The organism is Bacillus cereus group sp. MS39 (assembly GCF_040448665.1).
Taxonomy (GTDB): Bacteria; Bacillota; Bacilli; order Bacillales; family Bacillaceae_G; genus Bacillus_A; species Bacillus_A wiedmannii.
Window position 1 is genome coordinate 551,787 of record NZ_CP123058.1, and the last position, 18,214, is coordinate 570,000.

Consider the following 18,214-nt stretch of genomic DNA (forward strand, 5'->3'; position numbering starts at 1 on the left):
GTAGCGAAAATATTTACTTGTTGTCAATCAAAATATTTTGATAAGAAGGCTTCAAATAATCTCTTAGCAACGTATACGGAATACGAAATTGAGGAATTCCGCTTGAATAAGGAGCAATCTCATATAAAGGGAAATAAATGACGAGATTGTCCGGTTCTAAAAAGAAGTGGAACTTTTTCGTGCTCATGACCTTTTCAGTTGCATCGGGAAAATAAATGCCTTCATTTTGTTTAATTTGTCTTACGATTTCAGCGCGGATTACTTCTTTATATTTATCTTCTTGTTGAAATAAATCATCTAAGCGTAGTAACTTTTTTTCTTTTAAATCAAATGTGTTTGCCTTCCACGTATAAAGACCGTGTGCTCCGCCTGTATATTGATAGTAATTCAAATATAGGCTAAGTAAGGGTGGTTTATTTAAGGAAACTTTATAATCAACATTCGCCACGTACGGATGAAAAGGTGTGCTAGATCCTTCCGTTTCTTTATAATATTTTTTTGCGTCTTTTTCTAATTTGGTTTTAAATTTGTCAGTAGATTTTTTGTAATAGAAATTGAGCTTATTTTGAAATTTAGAATCGGAAAAATTGTGAAAAGAAGGTCTGTTAATTTGATATTCTATATAAGGTTTCTTACCTTTTTGTGTTACAGTCTGAACATCGATTGTCAGGTTGGATGCTTTGGCTGCTAGTGCACAATTTGGTACAATAGTCAGCAAGGAGAACATAAGCAGTAATATACAAAATTTCTGTTTCATTTAGGTGAAACCTCCTTATATAAGTGTTATAAGTAGTTTGAAAATAAATAGGTAAAATTATACATTCAATTAAAGTAAGAGAAGGAGGAAACGATATGGGAAAAACTTTAATGGATTCACTTGGAATTGAGTTGTTAGAGATGACAGAAGATAAGGTGGTTGCTACGATGCCTGTTGATGAGCGTACGCATCAGCCGTTTGGTTTTTTACACGGCGGTGCATCTCTTGCATTAGCAGAAACAGTAGCAAGTGTCGGTTCGTACAATTTAATTGATCAAGAGAAATGTATTTGTTTCGGTCTAGAAATTAATGCAAATCACATTCGCTCAAAGAAAGATGGGATTGTAACAGCGATCGGGACACCGATACATAGAGGACATTCAACGATGGTTTGGGATGTACGTATTATTGATGAGAATGATGATTTACTATGTATATCAAGATGTACAGTAGCAATTAAAGAAAAACGTGAAAAGTAAAAAGAGGCGGCTCAATAGAGCGCCTCTTTTTTATAATTAGAACTGGATTTTCTTCTCTAAGAAGCCTTTTAGCTCGCTAATTGGCATACGAACTTGTTCCATTGTGTCACGGTCACGTACTGTAACAGCTTTGTCTTCAACTGAGTCGAAGTCGTAAGTGATACAGAATGGTGTACCGATTTCGTCTTGACGACGGTAACGTTTACCGATAGAACCAGTTTCGTCAAAGTCTACCATGAAGTCTTTAGCTAGTTCTGCGAATACTTCAGTAGCACCTTCAGATAGCTTTTTAGATAATGGTAAGATAGCTGCTTTGTATGGTGCTAAAGCAGGGTGGAAACGAAGAACTGTACGAGAATCATTTTCTAATTGCTCTTCTTCATATGCATCACATAAGAATGCTAATGTTACGCGGTCAGCACCTAAAGATGGCTCGATGCAGTACGGTACGTAACGCTCATTCGTTTGTGGATCGATATAGTTAAAGTCTTCATTAGAGTGTTCCATGTGACGTTTTAAATCGAAGTCTGTACGAGATGCTACGCCCCATAGTTCGCCCCAACCGAATGGGAATCTAAATTCAATATCAGTTGTTGCGTTACTGTAATGAGATAATTCCTCTTCACCGTGGTCACGAAGACGCATGCTTTCTTCAGTCATACCAAGTGAAAGTAACCAGTTCTTACAAGTTTCACGCCAGAATGCGAACCATTCTAAATCTTCACCAGGCTTACAGAAGAATTCAAGTTCCATTTGTTCGAATTCACGTGTACGGAATGTGAAGTTACCAGGCGTGATTTCGTTACGGAAGCTCTTACCGATTTGGCCAATACCAAATGGAAGTTTTTTACGCATAGAGCGTTGTACGTTTTTAAAGTTTACGAAAATACCTTGTGCTGTTTCAGGACGAAGGAAGATTTCGTTCGTGCTAGACTCTGTAACACCTTGGAATGTTTTGAACATTAAGTTGAACTGACGGATTTCAGTGAACTCTTCACTACCACAATCAGGACATTTTACTTCATGTTCTTTCATTAGGTCAGCCATTTGGTCGAAAGTAAGACCATCAACAACCATTTCGATGCCTTTTGCATCTAATGCATCTTCAATTAATTTGTCAGCACGGTGACGCGCTTTACATTTTTTACAGTCGATCATTGGATCGTTGAAGTTACCAACGTGACCAGAAGCGATCCAAGTTTTTGGGTTCATTAAAATAGCTGCGTCTAAACCAACGTTGTATGGAGATTCTTGAATGAATTTTTTCCACCAAGCTTTTTTAACGTTATTTTTTAATTCGATTCCAAGTGGACCGTAATCCCAAGTGTTTGCAAGACCACCGTAAATTTCAGAACCAGGGAAAACAAAACCGCGATGTTTCGCTAAGTTTACAACTTGTTCCATTGAATACATAATAAAATCCTCCTTTTGAAAGTTAACGTATTGGCGATGACGTGCTCTGGTACTTGTGAAACGAGCGGTATATGCTTTGAAAAACATAAAAAAACGCTCATCCCAAGGCTTAATTGCCTAGGGACGAGCGTTTGCCCGCGGTTCCACCCTAGTTGATACACAACAGGTGCATCCACTTTATCACGTATTGCTCGAGACTGCCGTTTCCTTGCGGCTTCAGGCTTTCACTATCCCTGAATCGCTTTTTGTGCAAGTACTTATAAGTCCGTCATCGCTACTTATATTAATAATAATGAACATATTCTAACACGTTCTTTTTTAAATCTCAATAGAGGAACGCGTCTATCTATGATAGAGTCTCGCCTATTTTTTCGTGATTTATTCCGTAATTTTGTTTAATGTGCTTGATTGCTTCACGTTTACTAAGCGAGGCAAGCTCGTTATTTTGTACGTATTCCCAAACGACATCGGGCTTTGTTTTTGCATATTCGCGAAGGACCCAGCCAATCGCTTTTTGAATGAAAAATTCTTTTGAAGAATGTAGTTGTCCAATAATCCAGAAAAGAAGTTCTTCATCCATCTTTTGTTTATATTTTAGCTGGAATAAAATAGCGGCGCGTTGTAACCATATGTTATCTGATGCAATCCATTTTGGAATATAGGCGGAAATTAATTCTGGATGTTTTAAAAAGATATTCCCTAAAAATGTAGGGACGATGCTATCAACAGAATCCCACCAAGATTTTGTTACAATGAGTTCTTCTAAAAACGGGATATGAGTTTCGTTTATATGCTTTTTATATTTTTGCATAATATCGAGTGCAGCCGCTTGAAATTCACGTTCTGGTAAGTCCCAAAGTTCACGCACGATGATTTGGAAGTCTTTTTGATCTGGGAGAGTATGTATTTGGATGACGTCTTTTAATAACTGTCTTCTCTCGGGAGTTTGAATGCCGAGAAACGGGAAGTGATTTTTCATATAACGTGCCATCGGTTCTGCTTTTTCCGGATTTTTGTGAGCTATGAAATGTTCTTGTAGTGCTTTTACAAATGGATGCATCAGTTGTTCTCCTCTCTAATTATCTTACTCTTATTATTATACAGAGAGTTTGGTTGAATTTAAAAACATAACTTGCAATGGAATGAAATATGTTGAGAGTAGAGAGGAGAGGATAAGATGGAAGATCAGGGTTTACTAGCAGGTTTCTTTGCTCTTAGTTTTGCGTTTATTCTTGTTGTATTGATTTGGGCAATTATTGCGTATTTATTAACGGCTTTTGCACTGTATACGATGGCGAAAAATGATGGTGCAACGGATGGTGCTCTTGCGTTTATTCCTTTTTTAAATAGTAAGATATGGGGGGACTTAGCGAAAGATAAATTACCGGATTTCTTAAAAGAAGAAGCAGGATGGAAAGTATTCGGCATATATGTCGCGTGTTTCATTTTTAACTTCGTACCAATTCTATATTTATTAGCAACAGCTGTATCGATTGTACTATCTATTTATCTTATCTACGCTATTTTAGACAGGTACGGAACGAATTCTATATTATTTACAATTATTCATACAATCACATTTTCGGTTTTCTTACCGATACACTTATTTATTATTCGGAATGAGCCGGTAAGATATAACGAGTAGATATATGCGGGGAGCTGTTTCGAAGATATTTTGGAACAGCTTTTTATCGGTAAATCGATATTTCGTTGACTAAGAAAAGAGGGCTGCCACATAGGACAGCCCTTTTTCTACTACATAAGGTAGCGTAAATAAATATAAATATGAGAAATGATTAATGAAACGATCATAATTGGGAAGCCGACTTTAAGGAATTCCATGTAGCTAAATTTATGGCCCTCACGACTTGCGATACCTGCAACGATTACGTTAGCAGAAGCTCCGATTAATGTTCCGTTCCCACCTAGACAAGCACCTAATGCTAATGCCCACCATAATACGTCGATTTGTGCGTCAGAAGGTGATAAACCTAGCCCAACTGCCATATCGTTAATAAGCGGAATCATTGTTGCAACGAATGGAATGTTATCAATTGTTGCCGAGGCGATACCAGATACCCATAAAATAAGGATAGATGCTTGAGAAATATCTCCGCCCGTTATTCCAATTACTTTTTGAGCTAAGGTTTTGATAAGCCCGATATCGATAAGTCCTCCAACGAGTACGAATAGTCCTGCGAAGAAGAAGATTGTTACCCACTCTACACTTGCGAATACTTCTTCAATTTCATGTTCTTTCACACCGATTAGCATAAGTACAGTAGCACCAGTTAAGGCAATGATAGCTGCATCAACATGGAAGATAGAATGAGTCATGAAACCTACGATTGTAAGTCCAAGTACTGTTAAAGATTTTTTCATTAATACTGGATCTTTAATGTATTGCTTTTCATCTAGACTCATTAATTTTTTAACTTGTACAGGATCAGCAATTAATTGTTTACGGTACATGAAGTAAAGTATTGTCGCTGTAACAGCAATAATAATAATTACGATAGGTGCTAAGTTGAATAAGAAAGCATTGAAATCTAAATGCTTATTTGCAGAACCAATCATAATATTTGGCGGATCACCAATTAATGTTGCTGTTCCTCCAATGTTTGAAAAAATAATTTCAGAAAGTAAATAAGGAACAGGATTTACTTGCAGTATGCGCGTAATAGATAAAGTAACTGGAACAACAAGAAGTACAGTTGTAACGTTATCTAAAAATGCGGAACCAAGCGCAGTAAGTAAGGAAAGTGAAATTAAAATTTTAATTGGATTTCCTTGCGCTCCTTTTGCTGCTTTAATGGCAACGTATTGGAAGACACCCGATTTACTCGTAATGTTCACCAAAATCATCATACCGATGAGTAGTGTAATCGTCCCCCATTCAATATGTTTCGTAAAGGCGTTGTGTAAATCAACGACCCCCATAATTACCATGAGTGCTGCACCAAGAAGTGCGATGACAGCGCGATTAATTTTTTCAGAAATAATAATGGCATATGTAATTAAAAAGACTGCGATAGCAAAATAATACTGCCAGTTTGCGAGCTCTTGCGTTGTTTCGTGCAAAACTCTCATCTCCTTTCATTCACTTTTCTTAGTGTGTCAAAAATTAACTAGATGAAACACACATAACGTCATTATAAAGTAGAAAAAAGGGGGATGTAAATGAAAGGGCTTATTTTGTCATATTTTCTGCATCGTTCATTTTTTCTTATTTTTAAAAATATTTGTGGGCATTTGACATATATATAAGATACATCCAATCTGAATATTTAAAATGGAATTAGCATTCGAGCTTGTTCGTGTAGGAGTGTCAAATAGAAAGGAATGACAAAGATGATAAGGAAGGGATCGTATGGATGAACAACAATTTTTATTTTTGGATTTTGAGTTTACGATGCCCCAGCACAGAAAAAAACCAAAAGGATTTTTCCCGGAAATCATTGAGGTAGGACTCGTTTCGGTTGTTGGCTGTAAGGTAGAAGACACGTATTCAGCTCATGTTAGGCCGAAAACTTTTCCTTCTTTAACGGATCGATGTAAGAAATTTTTAGGAATTAAACAAGAAGTCGTAGATAAAGGAATTTCGTTTCCAGAACTTGTTGAAAAACTTGCAGAATATGAAAGGAGATGTAAACCAACCATTGTTACGTGGGGAAATATGGATATGAAAGTGTTGAAGCATAATTGTGAAATGGCAAGAGTAGACTTTCCGTTCTTAGGACAGTGTCGTGATTTATCACTTGAGTATAAGAAGTTTTTTGGGGAGAGAAATCAAACAGGATTGTGGAAAGCAATTGAGGCATATGGAAAAGCAGGGACGGGTAAGCATCATTGTGCGCTAGATGATGCGATGACGACGTATAATATTTTTAAATTAGTAGAAAAAGATAAAGAGTATTTAGTGAAACCAGCACCTCCAACATTGGGAGAACTCGTTGATTTTTCAAAAGTGTTAAAGAAAGTGAGTACACAGTAACGACCAAATTGCACAGTATGTAATTTGGTCGTTTTGTTTTTTTAAAGTTTGTAGTCTTTTTTTAACTGCTCTAATGTTTCTAGACTACGAACCGAAAAAGGTGAATCATCTTCAGAAAATGAATTCATTTGAGTTTCTAATGCTAATTTGAGTGACTCTGTATACTCTGGAATTTCTCCTTCATATTTCTTCACCATTTGCTCTGGAATGTTCGTCTGTTCACGGAAAGCTAAAGCACGTCTTTCATGGAAAAATGGTACGTCAGCTTGTTTTACGTTATGTAAGTCACCTTGCACCGGATGTTTTAAAACAGCTAACACTTTTACGACGTAACTGCCAGGACGGCTATTTGTAACTTCGCCGATGTATTTGCCAGTTTTATAAATACCAGTAACGATTTCACCAATTTCAAATGTTTCTCTCATATTTTTCACCTCAAGTTTATAGTAAGGAAAGTGTGCGAAGGAGTCAAAGAAATCATTCGCTTTCGGAATGCCCCCTTGAGAATATGGATAGGTTCCACTATAATTTTATATTATATAACAGAAAATTCTGATGTTTTATAAATCCTCTAATAAGGAGTGTTCTATTTATATGATGCCTTTATATTTTCCGGAAGATAAAACAGAATATATTATTCCAGGGATTGTTTGCGTTCTATTTATCATTGGTGCCGTTGCTACGTGGCGTATGTTCATTCGTGTATCCAAACGAGAAGCGGAGCGGTTACAGAAAGTTGAAGAAAAACTTTTAGCGGAAAAGAAACAGTAACTCATTTTTGTATGTTTCCCTCCATGCTCGGACAATCTAAAGGCAGAATATATTTTGGAGGGAATAGAATGAAAAAACGGCTTTTTTTCAGTTGTTGTTTATTATTTCTGATGGCAGGTTGTGACCAAGGAAAGCCGAAAGAAATTGACGTGAAATTACATAATGCTTCAGGCGATGAAGTGGGGACTGCGAAAGTAGTGCAGCAAACAAGCGGAGTGAAAATCACGATTAAAGGGGAAGGGTTCGCACCTGGCCCGCACGGCATGCATGTACACGAAATTGGTGAGTGTAAAGCACCACGTTTTGAATCATCTGGTAATCATTTTAATCCTGATGATAAAAAGCATGGACTTCTTAATCCGAAGGGTGCAGAAAACGGTGATTTACCGAACGTAATTGCAGACGGTTCTGGAAAGATTAAAGCGGAAATCAATGCACCACATATAACGCTGGAAGAAGGAAAAACGACGATTCATAGAAAAGATGGAGCGTCTATTATTATTACAGAAAATGCTGATGATGGTATGACACAACCGACAGGTAAATCCGGCGATCGAATTGCTTGTGGTGTCATTGTAAAAAAAGCGTCGGATATGAAGAAAAAGTAAAAGCTACCGTGCATGGTAGCTTTTTTTGTGAAACGTAATTGAAAATATATCAGCGGTTATTGGGATATATCGATTTGCCAACAAGAATTGAGAAAGGAGGCTGCCCACGATTGATTAGGGGGCAGCCTCCTTTCTTATTATGAAAACGTATGGCGCAGTCTGTTTAAAATTTCTTCTAAAACAGATCTTGGACAGCCGATGTTAATTCGAATATGTTCTTCGCCGCCTAATCCGTATTTCTCACCAGGTTCAACGATGATTTTCCCTTTTTCCTCAAGCAATGTGGTGCGTTCGTTTTGAGAAAGCTGTAGGCGAGAGCAATCAATCCATAATAAAAAGCTACCTTCTGGTTTCGTTACAGAAAGAGTAGGTATGTGATCTTTAATATATTTACAAGCGAATTGAGCGTTATCTTCTATATATAATCGAATTTCATTTAGCCAATCGTTACATTCTGTATAGGCACTTTGCATCGCTGTATAGGCAAATGTATTTAATCCGTGGAAACCTTGTCTATATTGGATAGATATAAAGGTTTGACGGAGTTTTTCGTTTGGAATGATAATAATCGATGCCTGTAATCCAGCGATATTAAATGTTTTACTCGGAGCCATACAAGTAATCGTGCGCGCTGCTAATTCTTCAGATAAAGAAGCAAATGGTGTATGAGTACGATCTCCATAAATAATATCGGCATGAATTTCATCCGCGACAACGATTACATTATATTTTGTACATAACGTGCCAAGTTGTGTGAGTTCCTCTTTTGACCAAACACGCCCGATTGGATTGTGAGGACTACAAAGAAGCATGAGTTTGACGCCTTGTTGAAATTGCTTTTCTAAATGATCGAAGTCTATCACATATGTATCATTTTGTTTCTGTAAAGGACTCACGCATAATTGTCTGTTGTTTGTTGTGACCATTTCGAAAAATGGGGGATAAATAGGTGGTTGTACGAGAACGGATTCGTTTTCCTTTGTGAAGGCCTGTATGCTCGTACTAAGAGCTGGAACGATTCCCGCGCTAAAGACAATCCAATCTTTTTGAATATCCCAGTTGTACTGTTTTTTTGTCCAGTTACAAATAATATCTCCAATATTTTCGGGAGGAAGTGTATAGCCGAAAATAGGATGCTCGATACGTTTCTTTAAAGCAGTCTGAATTGGTTGTGGTACTTCAAAATCCATATCAGCAATCCAAGCATGGAGAAGTTCTTCGTTTTTATACGTATCCCACTTCGTACTATGAGTTCCACGTCGATTGACTGTTTTATGAAATAGTTGCATAAGTTTGCCCCCTTCTTCTGTAAACCGTTAAGTTATGAAAGTTCTCTCTCTTCTTATAGAATAGCTGATGTGATAGGATAAAGAAAAGTATTAAAAAGTGAAAAGGCGGGAAGCGAATGGGTACATATGAAAAGATGATAGAGGTTGTGAAGAATTGGGATCCGTTTCAAATGGGACCGGAGTTTTATGAAACAGAAGCGAGCGATGTTGTGAACGTCGTAAGTGTGTTCGACGATCCAAAATACATCGCAAAAAAGATTCAACATATATACTTTATGTCTTTTGAGGAAGTACCTGCGCTTGGAAAATGTGAGAAGTTAGCTGTGGAATTACTTGTAATAAAAGAAGGCGGAAGTTGTTCATTGTAGGCTGTCGGAATTTCCGACAGCCTTTTGTATTATTGTGCAGAAAAAGCGATAATTTCTTCATAAACAAGTTCAGGCTTTTCTTCAGGTAGTAAATGTCCTGTGTTTTCGTAAGAAATAAATTTCGAGTTTGGTAAATCTTTGTGTAGCCGATGACCTACATGTACAGGGACGACACGATCTTTTTCACCCCAAATGAGTAGTGTAGGTGTTTCAATTTTTTGTAATTCAGTTGAAGATAAATCACCTTCACGGTCTCTTATCATACGAGTTAAAGCAGGGAATATACGGTTGTCATAAAAAGGAGCGGAGTAACCCTCCTTCATTTCATCGTCAATTAATGAGTGATCATGAACGACATTCATTAAGTTATGAACAATGCCGCGCCGTATAATCCAGTTCTTTACGTATAAATGAAAGAACGGTAAATAAGAAGAGTATAGTAAAGGTAAGGTTGCGCGTGCTAAATAGCTAGAGCTGCATAGTAAAATTGTCTTTGAAATTAATTCAGGGCGTATACGGTTTACATAGAGAGAAATTTGTCCACCCATAGAATGCCCAACTAACACAATATTTGAGAGAGATAAATGTTCAATTAAATCGATAATAACCGTTGCTAAATTATGATAAGAATATTTAAAGAGATGAGACTTATCACTTTTTCCGAACGGTGGCAAATCAAGAGCTAGTACTGTTCCTGCTTTCGATAATAAAGGAATGAGGCGGCGGTAACTGAATGAGGAAGATAAAAAGCCGTGAACGAGTACGAAAGTAGGACGTTCCGTTTTGTTGTCATGTTCATACAATTCGTAATGAATAGTAGTGCCGCGAGTGGAAAAAGTGAAATAAGGACAAGTATATTCGTGATTCATTTTTTGTCACTCCATTGATTTTTGTTCATATCATCTCCAAGGCAGAAAAAAATATGTTAACAAAAAAAGGCAAGATGACGATGTCATCTTGCCTTTCGTTTATTCATCATTACCCGCGAACAATATTAGGCGGTGTTTTTCCTTGTAACCCTGCAACTAAATTTTCAGCGGCTGTCATAGCCATTTGCTGCCTAGTTTTTAACGTTGCAGATCCAATATGCGGTAAAGTCACGACATTTTGTAATGATAAGAGCGGATTATCTTTTTGAATCGGCTCTTGTGTAAACGTATCAATGCCTGCTGCAAAGATTTTCTTTTCTGTTAACGCTTGGATTAACGCTTCTTCATCTACTGTTTTTCCGCGAGAGGCATTAATGAAGATTGCTGTTTCTTTCATTAATGAAAATTCCTTTTCTCCGATAAGATGATACGTTTCATCTGTTAATGGAGTAAGAAGAACAATAAAATCAGATTGTTTGAGTAACGTCTGTAAATCACAATATGTAGCATCGAATTTTTGTTCAGCTTCTTCTTTACGGCGACGGTTATAATACAGAACATTCATATCAAATCCGAATTTCGCTCGTTTTGCAACGGCTTCTCCAATTCGTCCCATTCCGATAATACCGATTGTACTATGGTGTACATCCAGCCCGAAGTGCTCTTTTCCGATTTCGGCGTTCCATTCACCATTTTTCACGTAGGAGTCGAGTTCGCAGACGCGGCGACCAGCAGATAACATAAGAGCGAAAACAAGGTCTGCTACTGTATCATCTAATACATATGGTGTATTCGTTCCAATGACATTGCGCTTTTCCATTGCTTGTAAATCAAAATTATCGTAACCGACAGAAATGTTGCTTACTACTTTTAAGTTAGGAGCTACATTTAATAATTCTTCATTAATAGCAGATCCGAAATTTAATAATCCATCTTTATCTTGTATTTTCTCTAGTAGAACATCACGAGGTACCTTCTCATTTTGCTCCCATTTTTCATAATCACAGTGTTCTAATAAATAGTTTTCTACAAATGTTGGAACTGGTTCAGCAATATAAACTTTTGGTTTCACGGTTCCATCCCCTTTCGCTTTATCACGCATTTTTCCGCTGATTAAAGTTTCACTTTATTTTGACATAATTCACTAAAAAAATCTTCTTTTCAAACTGGAAAGGGTATTTGTATAATTTAGACACAAACGAAAAGGAAGGATGATTTATATGGTGACAGAAAAAGAATTAGAATTATTAGCTTGTCTTGAAAAAAGTAGTCGATTATCTGTAGATACATTAGCAAAGCTGTTAAATATAGAAGTAAAAGAAGTAAAGAAGATGGTTGAAAAATTAGAAGCGGAAAAGATTATTGTGGATTATGTAACACATATCGATTGGACGAAGGTAAAAGAACATACAGGTTTAACGGCGATGATCGATGTGAAAGTTACGCCAAAGCGCGGCGTTGGGTTCGATGCGGTTGCTGAACAAATTTATCGTTATTCAGAAGTGAAATCTGTGTATTTAATGTCAGGGACATACGATCTTTCTATTACATTAGAAGGAAAGACAATGGGAGAAGTAGCGATGTTTGTTTCTGAGAAATTAGCAACAATTGAATCTGTCGTTTCTACAACAACGCATTTCATTTTGAAAAAGTATAAACATGAGGGAATTATTTACGAAAAAAACGATGATGATAAGCGCATTGTGGTGACACCATGAAGCAATTTGAACTATCTAGAACGGCAGAAGCTTTACAACCATCTGGTATTCGAAAGTTTTTCGATTTAGCAGCAAATATGAAAGGTGTTATTTCTCTTGGAGTAGGAGAGCCTGACTTTGTTACACCTTGGAATGTAAGGCAAGCATGCATCCGTTCTTTAGAACAAGGATATACGTCATATACAGCAAATGCAGGATTATTGGAACTTCGTCAAGAAATAGCAAAGTATCTAAAAAAACAATTTGCAGTATCTTATGATCCGAACGATGAAATCATTGTTACAGTTGGAGCGAGTCAGGCGTTAGATGTAGCGATGCGCGCCATTATAAATCCTGATGATGAAGTACTCATTATTGAACCAAGTTTCGTTTCTTATGCACCGCTTGTGACATTAGCTGGAGGAGTTCCGGTTCCTGTGGCAACGACTTTAGAAAACGAGTTTAAAGTACAACCAGAACAAATTGAAGCAGCTATTACAGCGAAAACAAAGGCAATTTTGCTTTGTTCACCAAATAACCCAACAGGTGCAATGTTAAATAAATCCGAGCTTGAAGAAATAGCAGTGATTGTTGAAAAGTACAATTTAATCGTATTATCTGATGAAATTTATGCAGAGCTTGTATACGACGAAGTATATACAAGTTTCGCGAGTATTAAAAATATGCGCGAGCATACAATTTTAATTTCGGGATTTTCAAAAGGGTTTGCGATGACAGGATGGCGTCTCGGTATGATTGCAGCTCCTGTTCAATTTTCGGAATTAATGCTCAAAATTCATCAATATTCCATGATGTGTGCACCGACAATGTCTCAGTTCGCAGCACTTGAAGCGTTACGCGCGGGGAATGATGAAGTAATTCGGATGAGAGATAGTTATAAGAAACGCCGTAATTTTATGACGACATCGTTTAATGAAATGGGTTTAACGTGTCATGTGCCGGGCGGAGCATTTTATGTCTTTCCTTCTATTTCTTCAACTGGACTATCTTCGGCAGAATTTGCAGAACGGTTATTATTAGAAGAAAAGGTGGCTGTTGTACCTGGAAGTGTATTTGGCGAAAGTGGTGAAGGATTTATTCGTTGCTCGTATGCAACATCGCTTGAACAACTTATGGAAGCAATGAAGAGAATGGAACGGTTTATAGAAAATAAAAAAAGGACAAAACATAATACGTTTTGTCCATAAAAGGGGGGGAATACTAGAAAGCCATGTGTTAGTATTCTATCCCAATATTAGAAAATTATACGTACTCTAGGAAATTTTTCGTTAATTTTGAATGAGTTCTGTCATAGTGGTATAATTTACTAATATAAGGTATGCGTATCCTGAGTAGCTTTACTTAGGGTACGTACTAACTAATCGGATATTTAACAATAAATCATCTGCTTTGCTATCTACAATTGTAGAGAAAATGGTAAACGTATGGGAGTGTTTCATATGTCAGAACAATATACAACTGGAGTGGTTGTAACAGGGAAAGTGACTGGGATTCAAGATTACGGAGCATTTGTAGCGTTAGATGCAGAAACACAAGGGCTTGTGCATATATCTGAAATTACAAATGGATATGTAAAGGATATTCATGACTTTTTAAAAGTCGGCGATACAGTAGAAGTAAAAGTACTTTCAATTGATGAAGAACACAGAAAAATGAGTTTATCGTTAAAAGCGGCGAGAAGAAAACAAGGGCGGATTCTTATACCGAATCCATCTGAGAACGGATTTAATACGCTGCGTGAAAAGTTAACAGAATGGATTGAAGAGTCCGAGTTAACAAAATAAAAGAGGAGCGCATATGAGCGTTCCTCTTTTACTTTATCTTATGATATATATTTGCAAATATGATTGCATGCAATCATATTCGTATGTCGGAGGTGAAGTAAGGACATACTGACTAGCGAATTTCGTTCGTTTCTGGGTGAGTGCCAAGATTTTCTGATGGTTTAAAGAGTAAACCAAGGTTGATAAGCCCAGAAATACCAACGATGCCGTAAATAATACGGGAAAGAGCTGAATTTTGTCCACCGAAAATGGCTGCCACTAAGTCAAACTGGAAGAACCCGATTAGTCCCCAGTTCACAGCGCCAATTACAGTAAAGACTAATGCGATACGTTGCAGAGTACTCATGAAAAAGCCCCCCTTAATTGTGAAGCATGAGCAAGCGATGAGTTAATTAACTCCTTTATAGAATGGCGTAGTTATGTTGTTTTTATACATAAAAAATATAAGAAAAAGGATGTATATACATCTATACAGAAAAATAAGAATTTTTATGCAAAAAATGAACTTTTTCTAAAAAATATATTTTGGTTACGTTTACAATGGTTGAATCGCTTGATTTACAACTTCAGTTTCGCTAAAGTGAATACAGAAATACATATCCATAATTGGAGGGAAAAAGATGAGTACACATGTAACGTTCGACTATTCTAAAGCGTTATCCTTCATCGGTGAACATGAAATCACTTATTTGCGTGATGCAGTGAAAGTAACACATCATGCAATCCACGAAAAAACTGGAGCTGGGAACGATTTCCTTGGGTGGGTAGACCTTCCGCTTCAATATGACAAAGAAGAATTTGCTCGCATTCAAAAATGTGCAGAAAAAATTAAAAATGACTCTGACATTTTACTTGTTGTAGGTATTGGTGGTTCTTACCTAGGAGCACGTGCAGCAATCGAAATGTTAAACCATTCTTTCTACAACACACTTTCTAAAGAACAACGTAAAACTCCACAAGTGCTATTTGTTGGACAAAACATTAGCTCCACTTACATGAAAGATTTAATGGATGTATTAGAAGGTAAAGACTTCTCTATTAACGTTATTTCCAAATCAGGTACAACAACAGAGCCGGCACTAGCATTCCGTATTTTCCGTAAGTTATTAGAAGAAAAGTATGGAAAAGAAGAAGCTCGCAAACGTATTTATGCAACGACAGATAAAGCACGTGGTGCATTAAAAACATTAGCTGATAATGAAGGTTACGAAACATTCGTTATTCCAGATGATGTTGGAGGCCGTTTCTCTGTATTAACGCCAGTTGGTTTATTACCAATCGCAGTTAGTGGCTTAAATATTGAAGAGATGATGAAAGGTGCAGCTGCTGGTCATGGTGACTTCGGTACATCAGAACTAGAAGAAAACCCAGCTTATCAATACGCAGTAGTTCGTAACGCTTTATACAATAAAGGAAAAACAATTGAAATGCTTGTTAACTATGAGCCAGCACTTCAATACTTCTCTGAATGGTGGAAACAGTTATTTGGCGAAAGTGAAGGAAAAGATCAAAAAGGTATTTTCCCATCTTCAGCAAACTTCTCAACTGACTTACACTCATTAGGTCAATACGTTCAAGAAGGTCGTCGTGACTTATTCGAAACAGTTCTGAAAGTAGGTAAATCTACACATGAACTAACAATCGAATCAGAAGAAAACGATTTAGATGGATTAAACTACCTTGCTGGTGAAACTGTAGACTTCGTAAACACGAAAGCATACGAAGGTACATTACTTGCACATAGCGATGGTGGCGTACCAAACTTAATCGTAAATATCCCTGAATTAAATGAGTACACATTCGGTTACCTTGTATACTTCTTCGAAAAGGCATGTGCGATGAGCGGCTACTTATTAGGCGTAAATCCATTTGACCAACCAGGAGTAGAAGCATATAAGAAAAACATGTTTGCTTTACTTGGTAAACCAGGATTTGAAAAGTTAAAAGCAGAATTAGAAGAGCGTTTAAAATAATAAAAAGCGACCGGAATCCGGTCGCTTTTTATTATTTTATCGAAAAGTCCATCGGTATATTCAAACTAGAGTGGGTATGCTAAAGAAAAAGTCTAGGAGGGATGGGCTTGATTCCGATTCAATCAAATTTAGAAGGACGTACATATGCGTTATATAAGTTAGAAGAGATAATGAAGCCACTTGGGTATAACATTGGTGGCAATTGGGATTACGATAAAGGATGCTTTGATTACAAAATCGATGAAGAAGATGGATATCAATTTTTACGAGTGCCATTTACAGCAGTGAATGGCGAATTAGATGTACCTGGTGTAATAGTCCGTCTTGGAACGCCTTATATTCTTTCGCACGTATATCAAGACGAACTAGATGATCACGTAAATACTTTAACGGCTGGAACGAGTGGAATGGATCAATTTGCTGAGCCGAAAGATCCAGATGGAGATGTGAAAAGAAAATATATCAATATTGGGAAAGTGCTCATGCAGGAACTAGAAAAACATTTTCTTAATGGTGAATAACAATGAGTATGTCGCTTTCAATGAGAACAAAGGAATGGACTGGATTAATCATATATTGTTCGTCGCGTTTTATACCTAGTAAGAGAATATTTTGCTTTAAAAGAGTATAGCTACAATTTGCAAAAGTTTGTCCAGTGCAGGAAGGATAAAGCTCCATCAGTTGTAATTTGTTATCAGAGATTTCATCGTAAAGTGAGAATAGTACGCCTGAAATGGAAGGGAATAAAAGAGAAGCGGTAAATACGTAGCTCGTTAATTTATTTCCTTCTATAATTTCTGATACACCAGCTCTAGTTGCATTTTGTATTTGTTCAGAAGTAAGAAGTTCAGCGATGCAGTGAATGTTTGGATTAAGACCTTTTGCAGTTAAAATATTTAAAATGGACTGTGTATCTGCTAAGCTTTCATTTTTTTCTTTATCAGCTGTTATTAATATAGTGTGAGCAGTTGTAATATTAGCTTTTAATAAAGTTTGATCGTGATGCGGGCAACCCTTTATAAATTCTAAATGATGAAATGGTTTTGGAAGTAAAGAAAGTGTTTCATCAATTAAAACGATATCAAGGTTCGGTTGTAAGATGTGCATTTGTTTTACAACATGTTTTGCCCGTTCATTCCAACCCACGATAATCATATGACCGTTAGAGGTAGCGGCTTCTTCTCCTTTAATTTTCATATATTGTTTATTAATCATATCAGTGGCGAACAGAACCATATAATAAGAACAAAAACCGGTTCCAAATAAAATAATACCCATACCGATAAGTTTGCCTATTAGTGTATGCGGGGCAAAGTCACCATAGCCAACGGTGAAAATGGTAACGATTGACCACCAAACTCCATCAAACCATGTGGTGAAGTGTGATGGCTCTAATCTATGTATAAGGAAGCCAGAAAAAGCAGTAAGTACAACAATAAAGCAAACTAAACGAAAAATAATGGAATCACGAAATGTATCTACTAAATTTGGACGGGATTTCAAACTCTTATTCCTCCTTACTTTGCAGGGCTACATTCATTGTTACCATTATAGAAAAAAGAAAAACTCTCTAATTTAAAAGAGAGTTTGTTTTACATTACATACTTTCTAATTCAGTTTGTTGGACACTTTCAAGATGCTGGAGGGCGTAGTAAACATCAGCAGTATGCCTTTTTTGATCGATGGATAATTTCAAATGTAAATAGTGAGAGCCATTCTCCAATGTTTTGAGCTTCATATTCTTAACTTTTATATCCATTTCTTTTATTTCTTCAATTACAATTGGGATATTGTCCATATTTCGCACAACAAGTTTTACTGCGATATCACGTTGACGAAATGATCTCGGTCCTACAAATTTCATTGCTAATGGTATAAGTTCAACGCTAATCATAAGGAAACACATTCCGAAAATCGCTTCGATATAGAATCCAGCCCCAACAGCAATACCAATACCAGAAGCACCCCAAATCATAGCAGCAGTCGTTAGTCCTGCAATGCTATCGTTTCCTCTTCGTAAAATAACACCGGCACCTAAAAAACCGATTCCTGATACAATTTGAGCGGCAAGTCGAAGTGGATCCATATTCATATGATCGGTATGTGGTAAATTGTAAGCCGCTTTAATAGAAACAATCGTCAGGAGGCAACTAATGATAGAAATAACTAAACAAGTTTTTAAACCAAGTGG

22 protein-coding genes (1 of these 22 running past the window's edge) are annotated in these 18,214 nt (G+C 36.8%); 11 read left to right on the top strand and 11 right to left on the bottom strand.

What is annotated here, in order from left to right:
• Positions 1-13: 13 nt before the first annotated feature.
• Positions 14-757, bottom strand: a complete 744-nt coding sequence (locus QEP67_RS02715) for a DUF3298 and DUF4163 domain-containing protein (RefSeq protein ID WP_000810340.1) — start codon at positions 755-757, stop codon at positions 14-16.
• Between the two features lie 95 nt (positions 758-852).
• Here QEP67_RS02715 and QEP67_RS02720 point away from each other — a divergent pair, with 95 nt between their 5' ends.
• Entirely contained in the window at positions 853-1,236 is a 384-nt protein-coding gene (locus QEP67_RS02720) for a hotdog fold thioesterase (protein ID WP_000520763.1), read from the top strand.
• Between the two features lie 36 nt (positions 1,237-1,272).
• Here the strand turns inward: QEP67_RS02720 and QEP67_RS02725 are convergent, their stop codons facing one another.
• Both QEP67_RS02725 and QEP67_RS02730 read right to left on the bottom strand, forming a co-directional pair.
• The gene (locus QEP67_RS02725) at positions 1,273-2,649 is read right to left on the bottom strand and encodes a glycine--tRNA ligase (protein WP_000287155.1); all 1,377 of its coding nucleotides are present in this window, start codon (positions 2,647-2,649) and stop codon (positions 1,273-1,275) included.
• A gap of 346 nt (positions 2,650-2,995) precedes the next feature.
• Positions 2,996-3,709 carry a DNA alkylation repair protein gene (locus QEP67_RS02730; RefSeq protein ID WP_048566606.1) on the bottom strand — a complete coding sequence of 238 codons (714 nt, stop codon included), beginning with the start codon at positions 3,707-3,709 and terminating at the stop codon, positions 2,996-2,998.
• A 117-nt stretch (positions 3,710-3,826) separates the two neighbouring features.
• Here QEP67_RS02730 and QEP67_RS02735 point away from each other — a divergent pair, with 117 nt between their 5' ends.
• Complete coding sequence (locus tag QEP67_RS02735; protein ID WP_000390058.1) at positions 3,827-4,294, top strand: hypothetical protein; 468 nt, start codon at positions 3,827-3,829, stop codon at positions 4,292-4,294.
• A gap of 110 nt (positions 4,295-4,404) precedes the next feature.
• Here QEP67_RS02735 and QEP67_RS02740 read toward each other — a convergent pair whose 3' ends face one another.
• The gene (locus tag QEP67_RS02740) at positions 4,405-5,730 is read right to left on the bottom strand and encodes an ArsB/NhaD family transporter (protein ID WP_000545213.1); all 1,326 of its coding nucleotides are present in this window, start codon (positions 5,728-5,730) and stop codon (positions 4,405-4,407) included.
• 289 nt (positions 5,731-6,019) lie between these two features.
• On the opposite strand from QEP67_RS02740, the gene kapD reads away from it, so the two are divergent.
• Positions 6,020-6,643, top strand: a complete 624-nt coding sequence (kapD, locus tag QEP67_RS02745; RefSeq protein ID WP_000344317.1) for a 3'-5' exonuclease KapD — start codon at positions 6,020-6,022, stop codon at positions 6,641-6,643.
• Positions 6,644-6,684: 41 nt separating this feature from the next.
• Here kapD and QEP67_RS02750 read toward each other — a convergent pair whose 3' ends face one another.
• Positions 6,685-7,068, bottom strand: a complete 384-nt coding sequence (locus QEP67_RS02750) for a kinase-associated lipoprotein B (RefSeq protein WP_001209346.1) — start codon at positions 7,066-7,068, stop codon at positions 6,685-6,687.
• Positions 7,069-7,237: 169 nt separating this feature from the next.
• On the opposite strand from QEP67_RS02750, the gene QEP67_RS02755 reads away from it, so the two are divergent.
• Together QEP67_RS02755 and sodC are read left to right on the top strand one after the other, a co-directional pair.
• Positions 7,238-7,414, top strand: coding sequence for a hypothetical protein (locus QEP67_RS02755; RefSeq protein WP_000982763.1), 177 nt, complete (start codon positions 7,238-7,240; stop codon positions 7,412-7,414).
• Between the two features lie 68 nt (positions 7,415-7,482).
• Complete coding sequence (gene sodC / locus QEP67_RS02760) at positions 7,483-8,022, top strand: superoxide dismutase [Cu-Zn] (RefSeq protein ID WP_000746514.1); 540 nt, start codon at positions 7,483-7,485, stop codon at positions 8,020-8,022.
• 137 nt (positions 8,023-8,159) lie between these two features.
• Here the strand turns inward: sodC and QEP67_RS02765 are convergent, their stop codons facing one another.
• Positions 8,160-9,311, bottom strand: a complete 1,152-nt coding sequence (locus tag QEP67_RS02765) for a MalY/PatB family protein (RefSeq protein ID WP_001175870.1) — start codon at positions 9,309-9,311, stop codon at positions 8,160-8,162.
• Positions 9,312-9,427: 116 nt separating this feature from the next.
• Here QEP67_RS02765 and QEP67_RS02770 point away from each other — a divergent pair, with 116 nt between their 5' ends.
• Positions 9,428-9,679 carry a YugE family protein gene (locus QEP67_RS02770; RefSeq protein WP_000537643.1) on the top strand — a complete coding sequence of 84 codons (252 nt, stop codon included), beginning with the start codon at positions 9,428-9,430 and terminating at the stop codon, positions 9,677-9,679.
• A 29-nt stretch (positions 9,680-9,708) separates the two neighbouring features.
• Here QEP67_RS02770 and QEP67_RS02775 read toward each other — a convergent pair whose 3' ends face one another.
• Together QEP67_RS02775 and QEP67_RS02780 are read right to left on the bottom strand one after the other, a co-directional pair.
• On the bottom strand, positions 9,709-10,548 hold the full coding sequence (locus tag QEP67_RS02775) for an alpha/beta hydrolase (RefSeq protein WP_001015207.1): 840 nt from the start codon (positions 10,546-10,548) through the stop codon (positions 9,709-9,711).
• Between the two features lie 109 nt (positions 10,549-10,657).
• A complete protein-coding gene (locus QEP67_RS02780; protein ID WP_064057630.1) occupies positions 10,658-11,650 on the bottom strand; it encodes a D-glycerate dehydrogenase in 993 nt (330 codons plus the stop codon).
• Positions 11,651-11,768: 118 nt separating this feature from the next.
• On the opposite strand from QEP67_RS02780, the gene QEP67_RS02785 reads away from it, so the two are divergent.
• The 3 genes from QEP67_RS02785 to yugI all read left to right on the top strand — a co-directional run bounded on the left by QEP67_RS02785 (position 11,769) and on the right by yugI (position 14,050).
• Positions 11,769-12,266, top strand: a complete 498-nt coding sequence (locus tag QEP67_RS02785) for an Lrp/AsnC family transcriptional regulator (protein ID WP_000255704.1) — start codon at positions 11,769-11,771, stop codon at positions 12,264-12,266.
• Positions 12,263-13,453: an aminotransferase gene (locus QEP67_RS02790; protein WP_048566604.1), complete on the top strand. Its 1,191-nt coding sequence runs from the start codon at positions 12,263-12,265 to the stop codon at positions 13,451-13,453. The genes QEP67_RS02785 and QEP67_RS02790 overlap by 4 nt, the downstream gene beginning before the upstream one ends.
• Positions 13,454-13,705: 252 nt before the next feature.
• Positions 13,706-14,050, top strand: a complete 345-nt coding sequence (gene yugI, locus QEP67_RS02795; RefSeq protein WP_000003769.1) for a S1 domain-containing post-transcriptional regulator GSP13 — start codon at positions 13,706-13,708, stop codon at positions 14,048-14,050.
• A gap of 112 nt (positions 14,051-14,162) precedes the next feature.
• On the opposite strand, the gene QEP67_RS02800 is transcribed toward yugI, so the two are convergent.
• Positions 14,163-14,396, bottom strand: a complete 234-nt coding sequence (locus QEP67_RS02800) for a DUF378 domain-containing protein (RefSeq protein ID WP_000105789.1) — start codon at positions 14,394-14,396, stop codon at positions 14,163-14,165.
• 274 nt (positions 14,397-14,670) lie between these two features.
• Between QEP67_RS02800 and QEP67_RS02805 the strand changes: the two genes are divergently transcribed.
• Both QEP67_RS02805 and QEP67_RS02810 read left to right on the top strand, forming a co-directional pair.
• Complete coding sequence (locus tag QEP67_RS02805) at positions 14,671-16,023, top strand: glucose-6-phosphate isomerase (RefSeq protein WP_000103656.1); 1,353 nt, start codon at positions 14,671-14,673, stop codon at positions 16,021-16,023.
• Positions 16,024-16,130: 107 nt separating this feature from the next.
• A complete protein-coding gene (locus QEP67_RS02810) occupies positions 16,131-16,544 on the top strand; it encodes a YugN-like family protein (RefSeq protein WP_000612330.1) in 414 nt (137 codons plus the stop codon).
• Here the strand turns inward: QEP67_RS02810 and QEP67_RS02815 are convergent.
• Both QEP67_RS02815 and QEP67_RS02820 read right to left on the bottom strand, forming a co-directional pair.
• A complete protein-coding gene (locus tag QEP67_RS02815; RefSeq protein ID WP_000842338.1) occupies positions 16,531-17,526 on the bottom strand; it encodes a potassium channel family protein in 996 nt (331 codons plus the stop codon). The genes QEP67_RS02810 and QEP67_RS02815 overlap by 14 nt on opposite strands.
• Positions 17,527-17,620: 94 nt before the next feature.
• A protein-coding gene (locus tag QEP67_RS02820; protein ID WP_000384160.1) for an MgtC/SapB family protein crosses the window boundary here: on the bottom strand, positions 17,621-18,214 show its 3' portion. The gene runs 87 nt beyond the window's last position; only the last 594 of its 681 coding nucleotides appear in the window; its start codon lies off the right edge, out of view — the gene reads right to left on this strand; the stop codon is at positions 17,621-17,623.

What these genes read in the sequence shown, in the direction of transcription:
- QEP67_RS02790 (WP_048566604.1), top strand. Translation starts at nt 12,263, where the DNA reads ATGAAGCAATTTGAACTATCTAGAACGGCAGAAGCTTTACAACCATCT.
- kapD (WP_000344317.1), top strand. Translation starts at nt 6,020, where the DNA reads ATGGATGAACAACAATTTTTATTTTTGGATTTTGAGTTTACGATGCCC.
- QEP67_RS02725 (WP_000287155.1), bottom strand. Translation starts at nt 2,649, where the DNA reads ATGTATTCAATGGAACAAGTTGTAAACTTAGCGAAACATCGCGGTTTT.
- QEP67_RS02805 (WP_000103656.1), top strand. Translation starts at nt 14,671, where the DNA reads ATGAGTACACATGTAACGTTCGACTATTCTAAAGCGTTATCCTTCATC.
- yugI (WP_000003769.1), top strand. Translation starts at nt 13,706, where the DNA reads ATGTCAGAACAATATACAACTGGAGTGGTTGTAACAGGGAAAGTGACT.
- QEP67_RS02765 (WP_001175870.1), bottom strand. Translation starts at nt 9,311, where the DNA reads ATGCAACTATTTCATAAAACAGTCAATCGACGTGGAACTCATAGTACG.
- QEP67_RS02780 (WP_064057630.1), bottom strand. Translation starts at nt 11,650, where the DNA reads ATGCGTGATAAAGCGAAAGGGGATGGAACCGTGAAACCAAAAGTTTAT.
- QEP67_RS02755 (WP_000982763.1), top strand. Translation starts at nt 7,238, where the DNA reads ATGATGCCTTTATATTTTCCGGAAGATAAAACAGAATATATTATTCCA.
- sodC (WP_000746514.1), top strand. Translation starts at nt 7,483, where the DNA reads ATGAAAAAACGGCTTTTTTTCAGTTGTTGTTTATTATTTCTGATGGCA.
- QEP67_RS02785 (WP_000255704.1), top strand. Translation starts at nt 11,769, where the DNA reads ATGGTGACAGAAAAAGAATTAGAATTATTAGCTTGTCTTGAAAAAAGT.
- QEP67_RS02750 (WP_001209346.1), bottom strand. Translation starts at nt 7,068, where the DNA reads ATGAGAGAAACATTTGAAATTGGTGAAATCGTTACTGGTATTTATAAA.
- QEP67_RS02715 (WP_000810340.1), bottom strand. Translation starts at nt 757, where the DNA reads ATGAAACAGAAATTTTGTATATTACTGCTTATGTTCTCCTTGCTGACT.
- QEP67_RS02800 (WP_000105789.1), bottom strand. Translation starts at nt 14,396, where the DNA reads ATGAGTACTCTGCAACGTATCGCATTAGTCTTTACTGTAATTGGCGCT.
- QEP67_RS02730 (WP_048566606.1), bottom strand. Translation starts at nt 3,709, where the DNA reads ATGCATCCATTTGTAAAAGCACTACAAGAACATTTCATAGCTCACAAA.
- QEP67_RS02735 (WP_000390058.1), top strand. Translation starts at nt 3,827, where the DNA reads ATGGAAGATCAGGGTTTACTAGCAGGTTTCTTTGCTCTTAGTTTTGCG.
- QEP67_RS02770 (WP_000537643.1), top strand. Translation starts at nt 9,428, where the DNA reads ATGGGTACATATGAAAAGATGATAGAGGTTGTGAAGAATTGGGATCCG.
- QEP67_RS02775 (WP_001015207.1), bottom strand. Translation starts at nt 10,548, where the DNA reads ATGAATCACGAATATACTTGTCCTTATTTCACTTTTTCCACTCGCGGC.
- QEP67_RS02720 (WP_000520763.1), top strand. Translation starts at nt 853, where the DNA reads ATGGGAAAAACTTTAATGGATTCACTTGGAATTGAGTTGTTAGAGATG.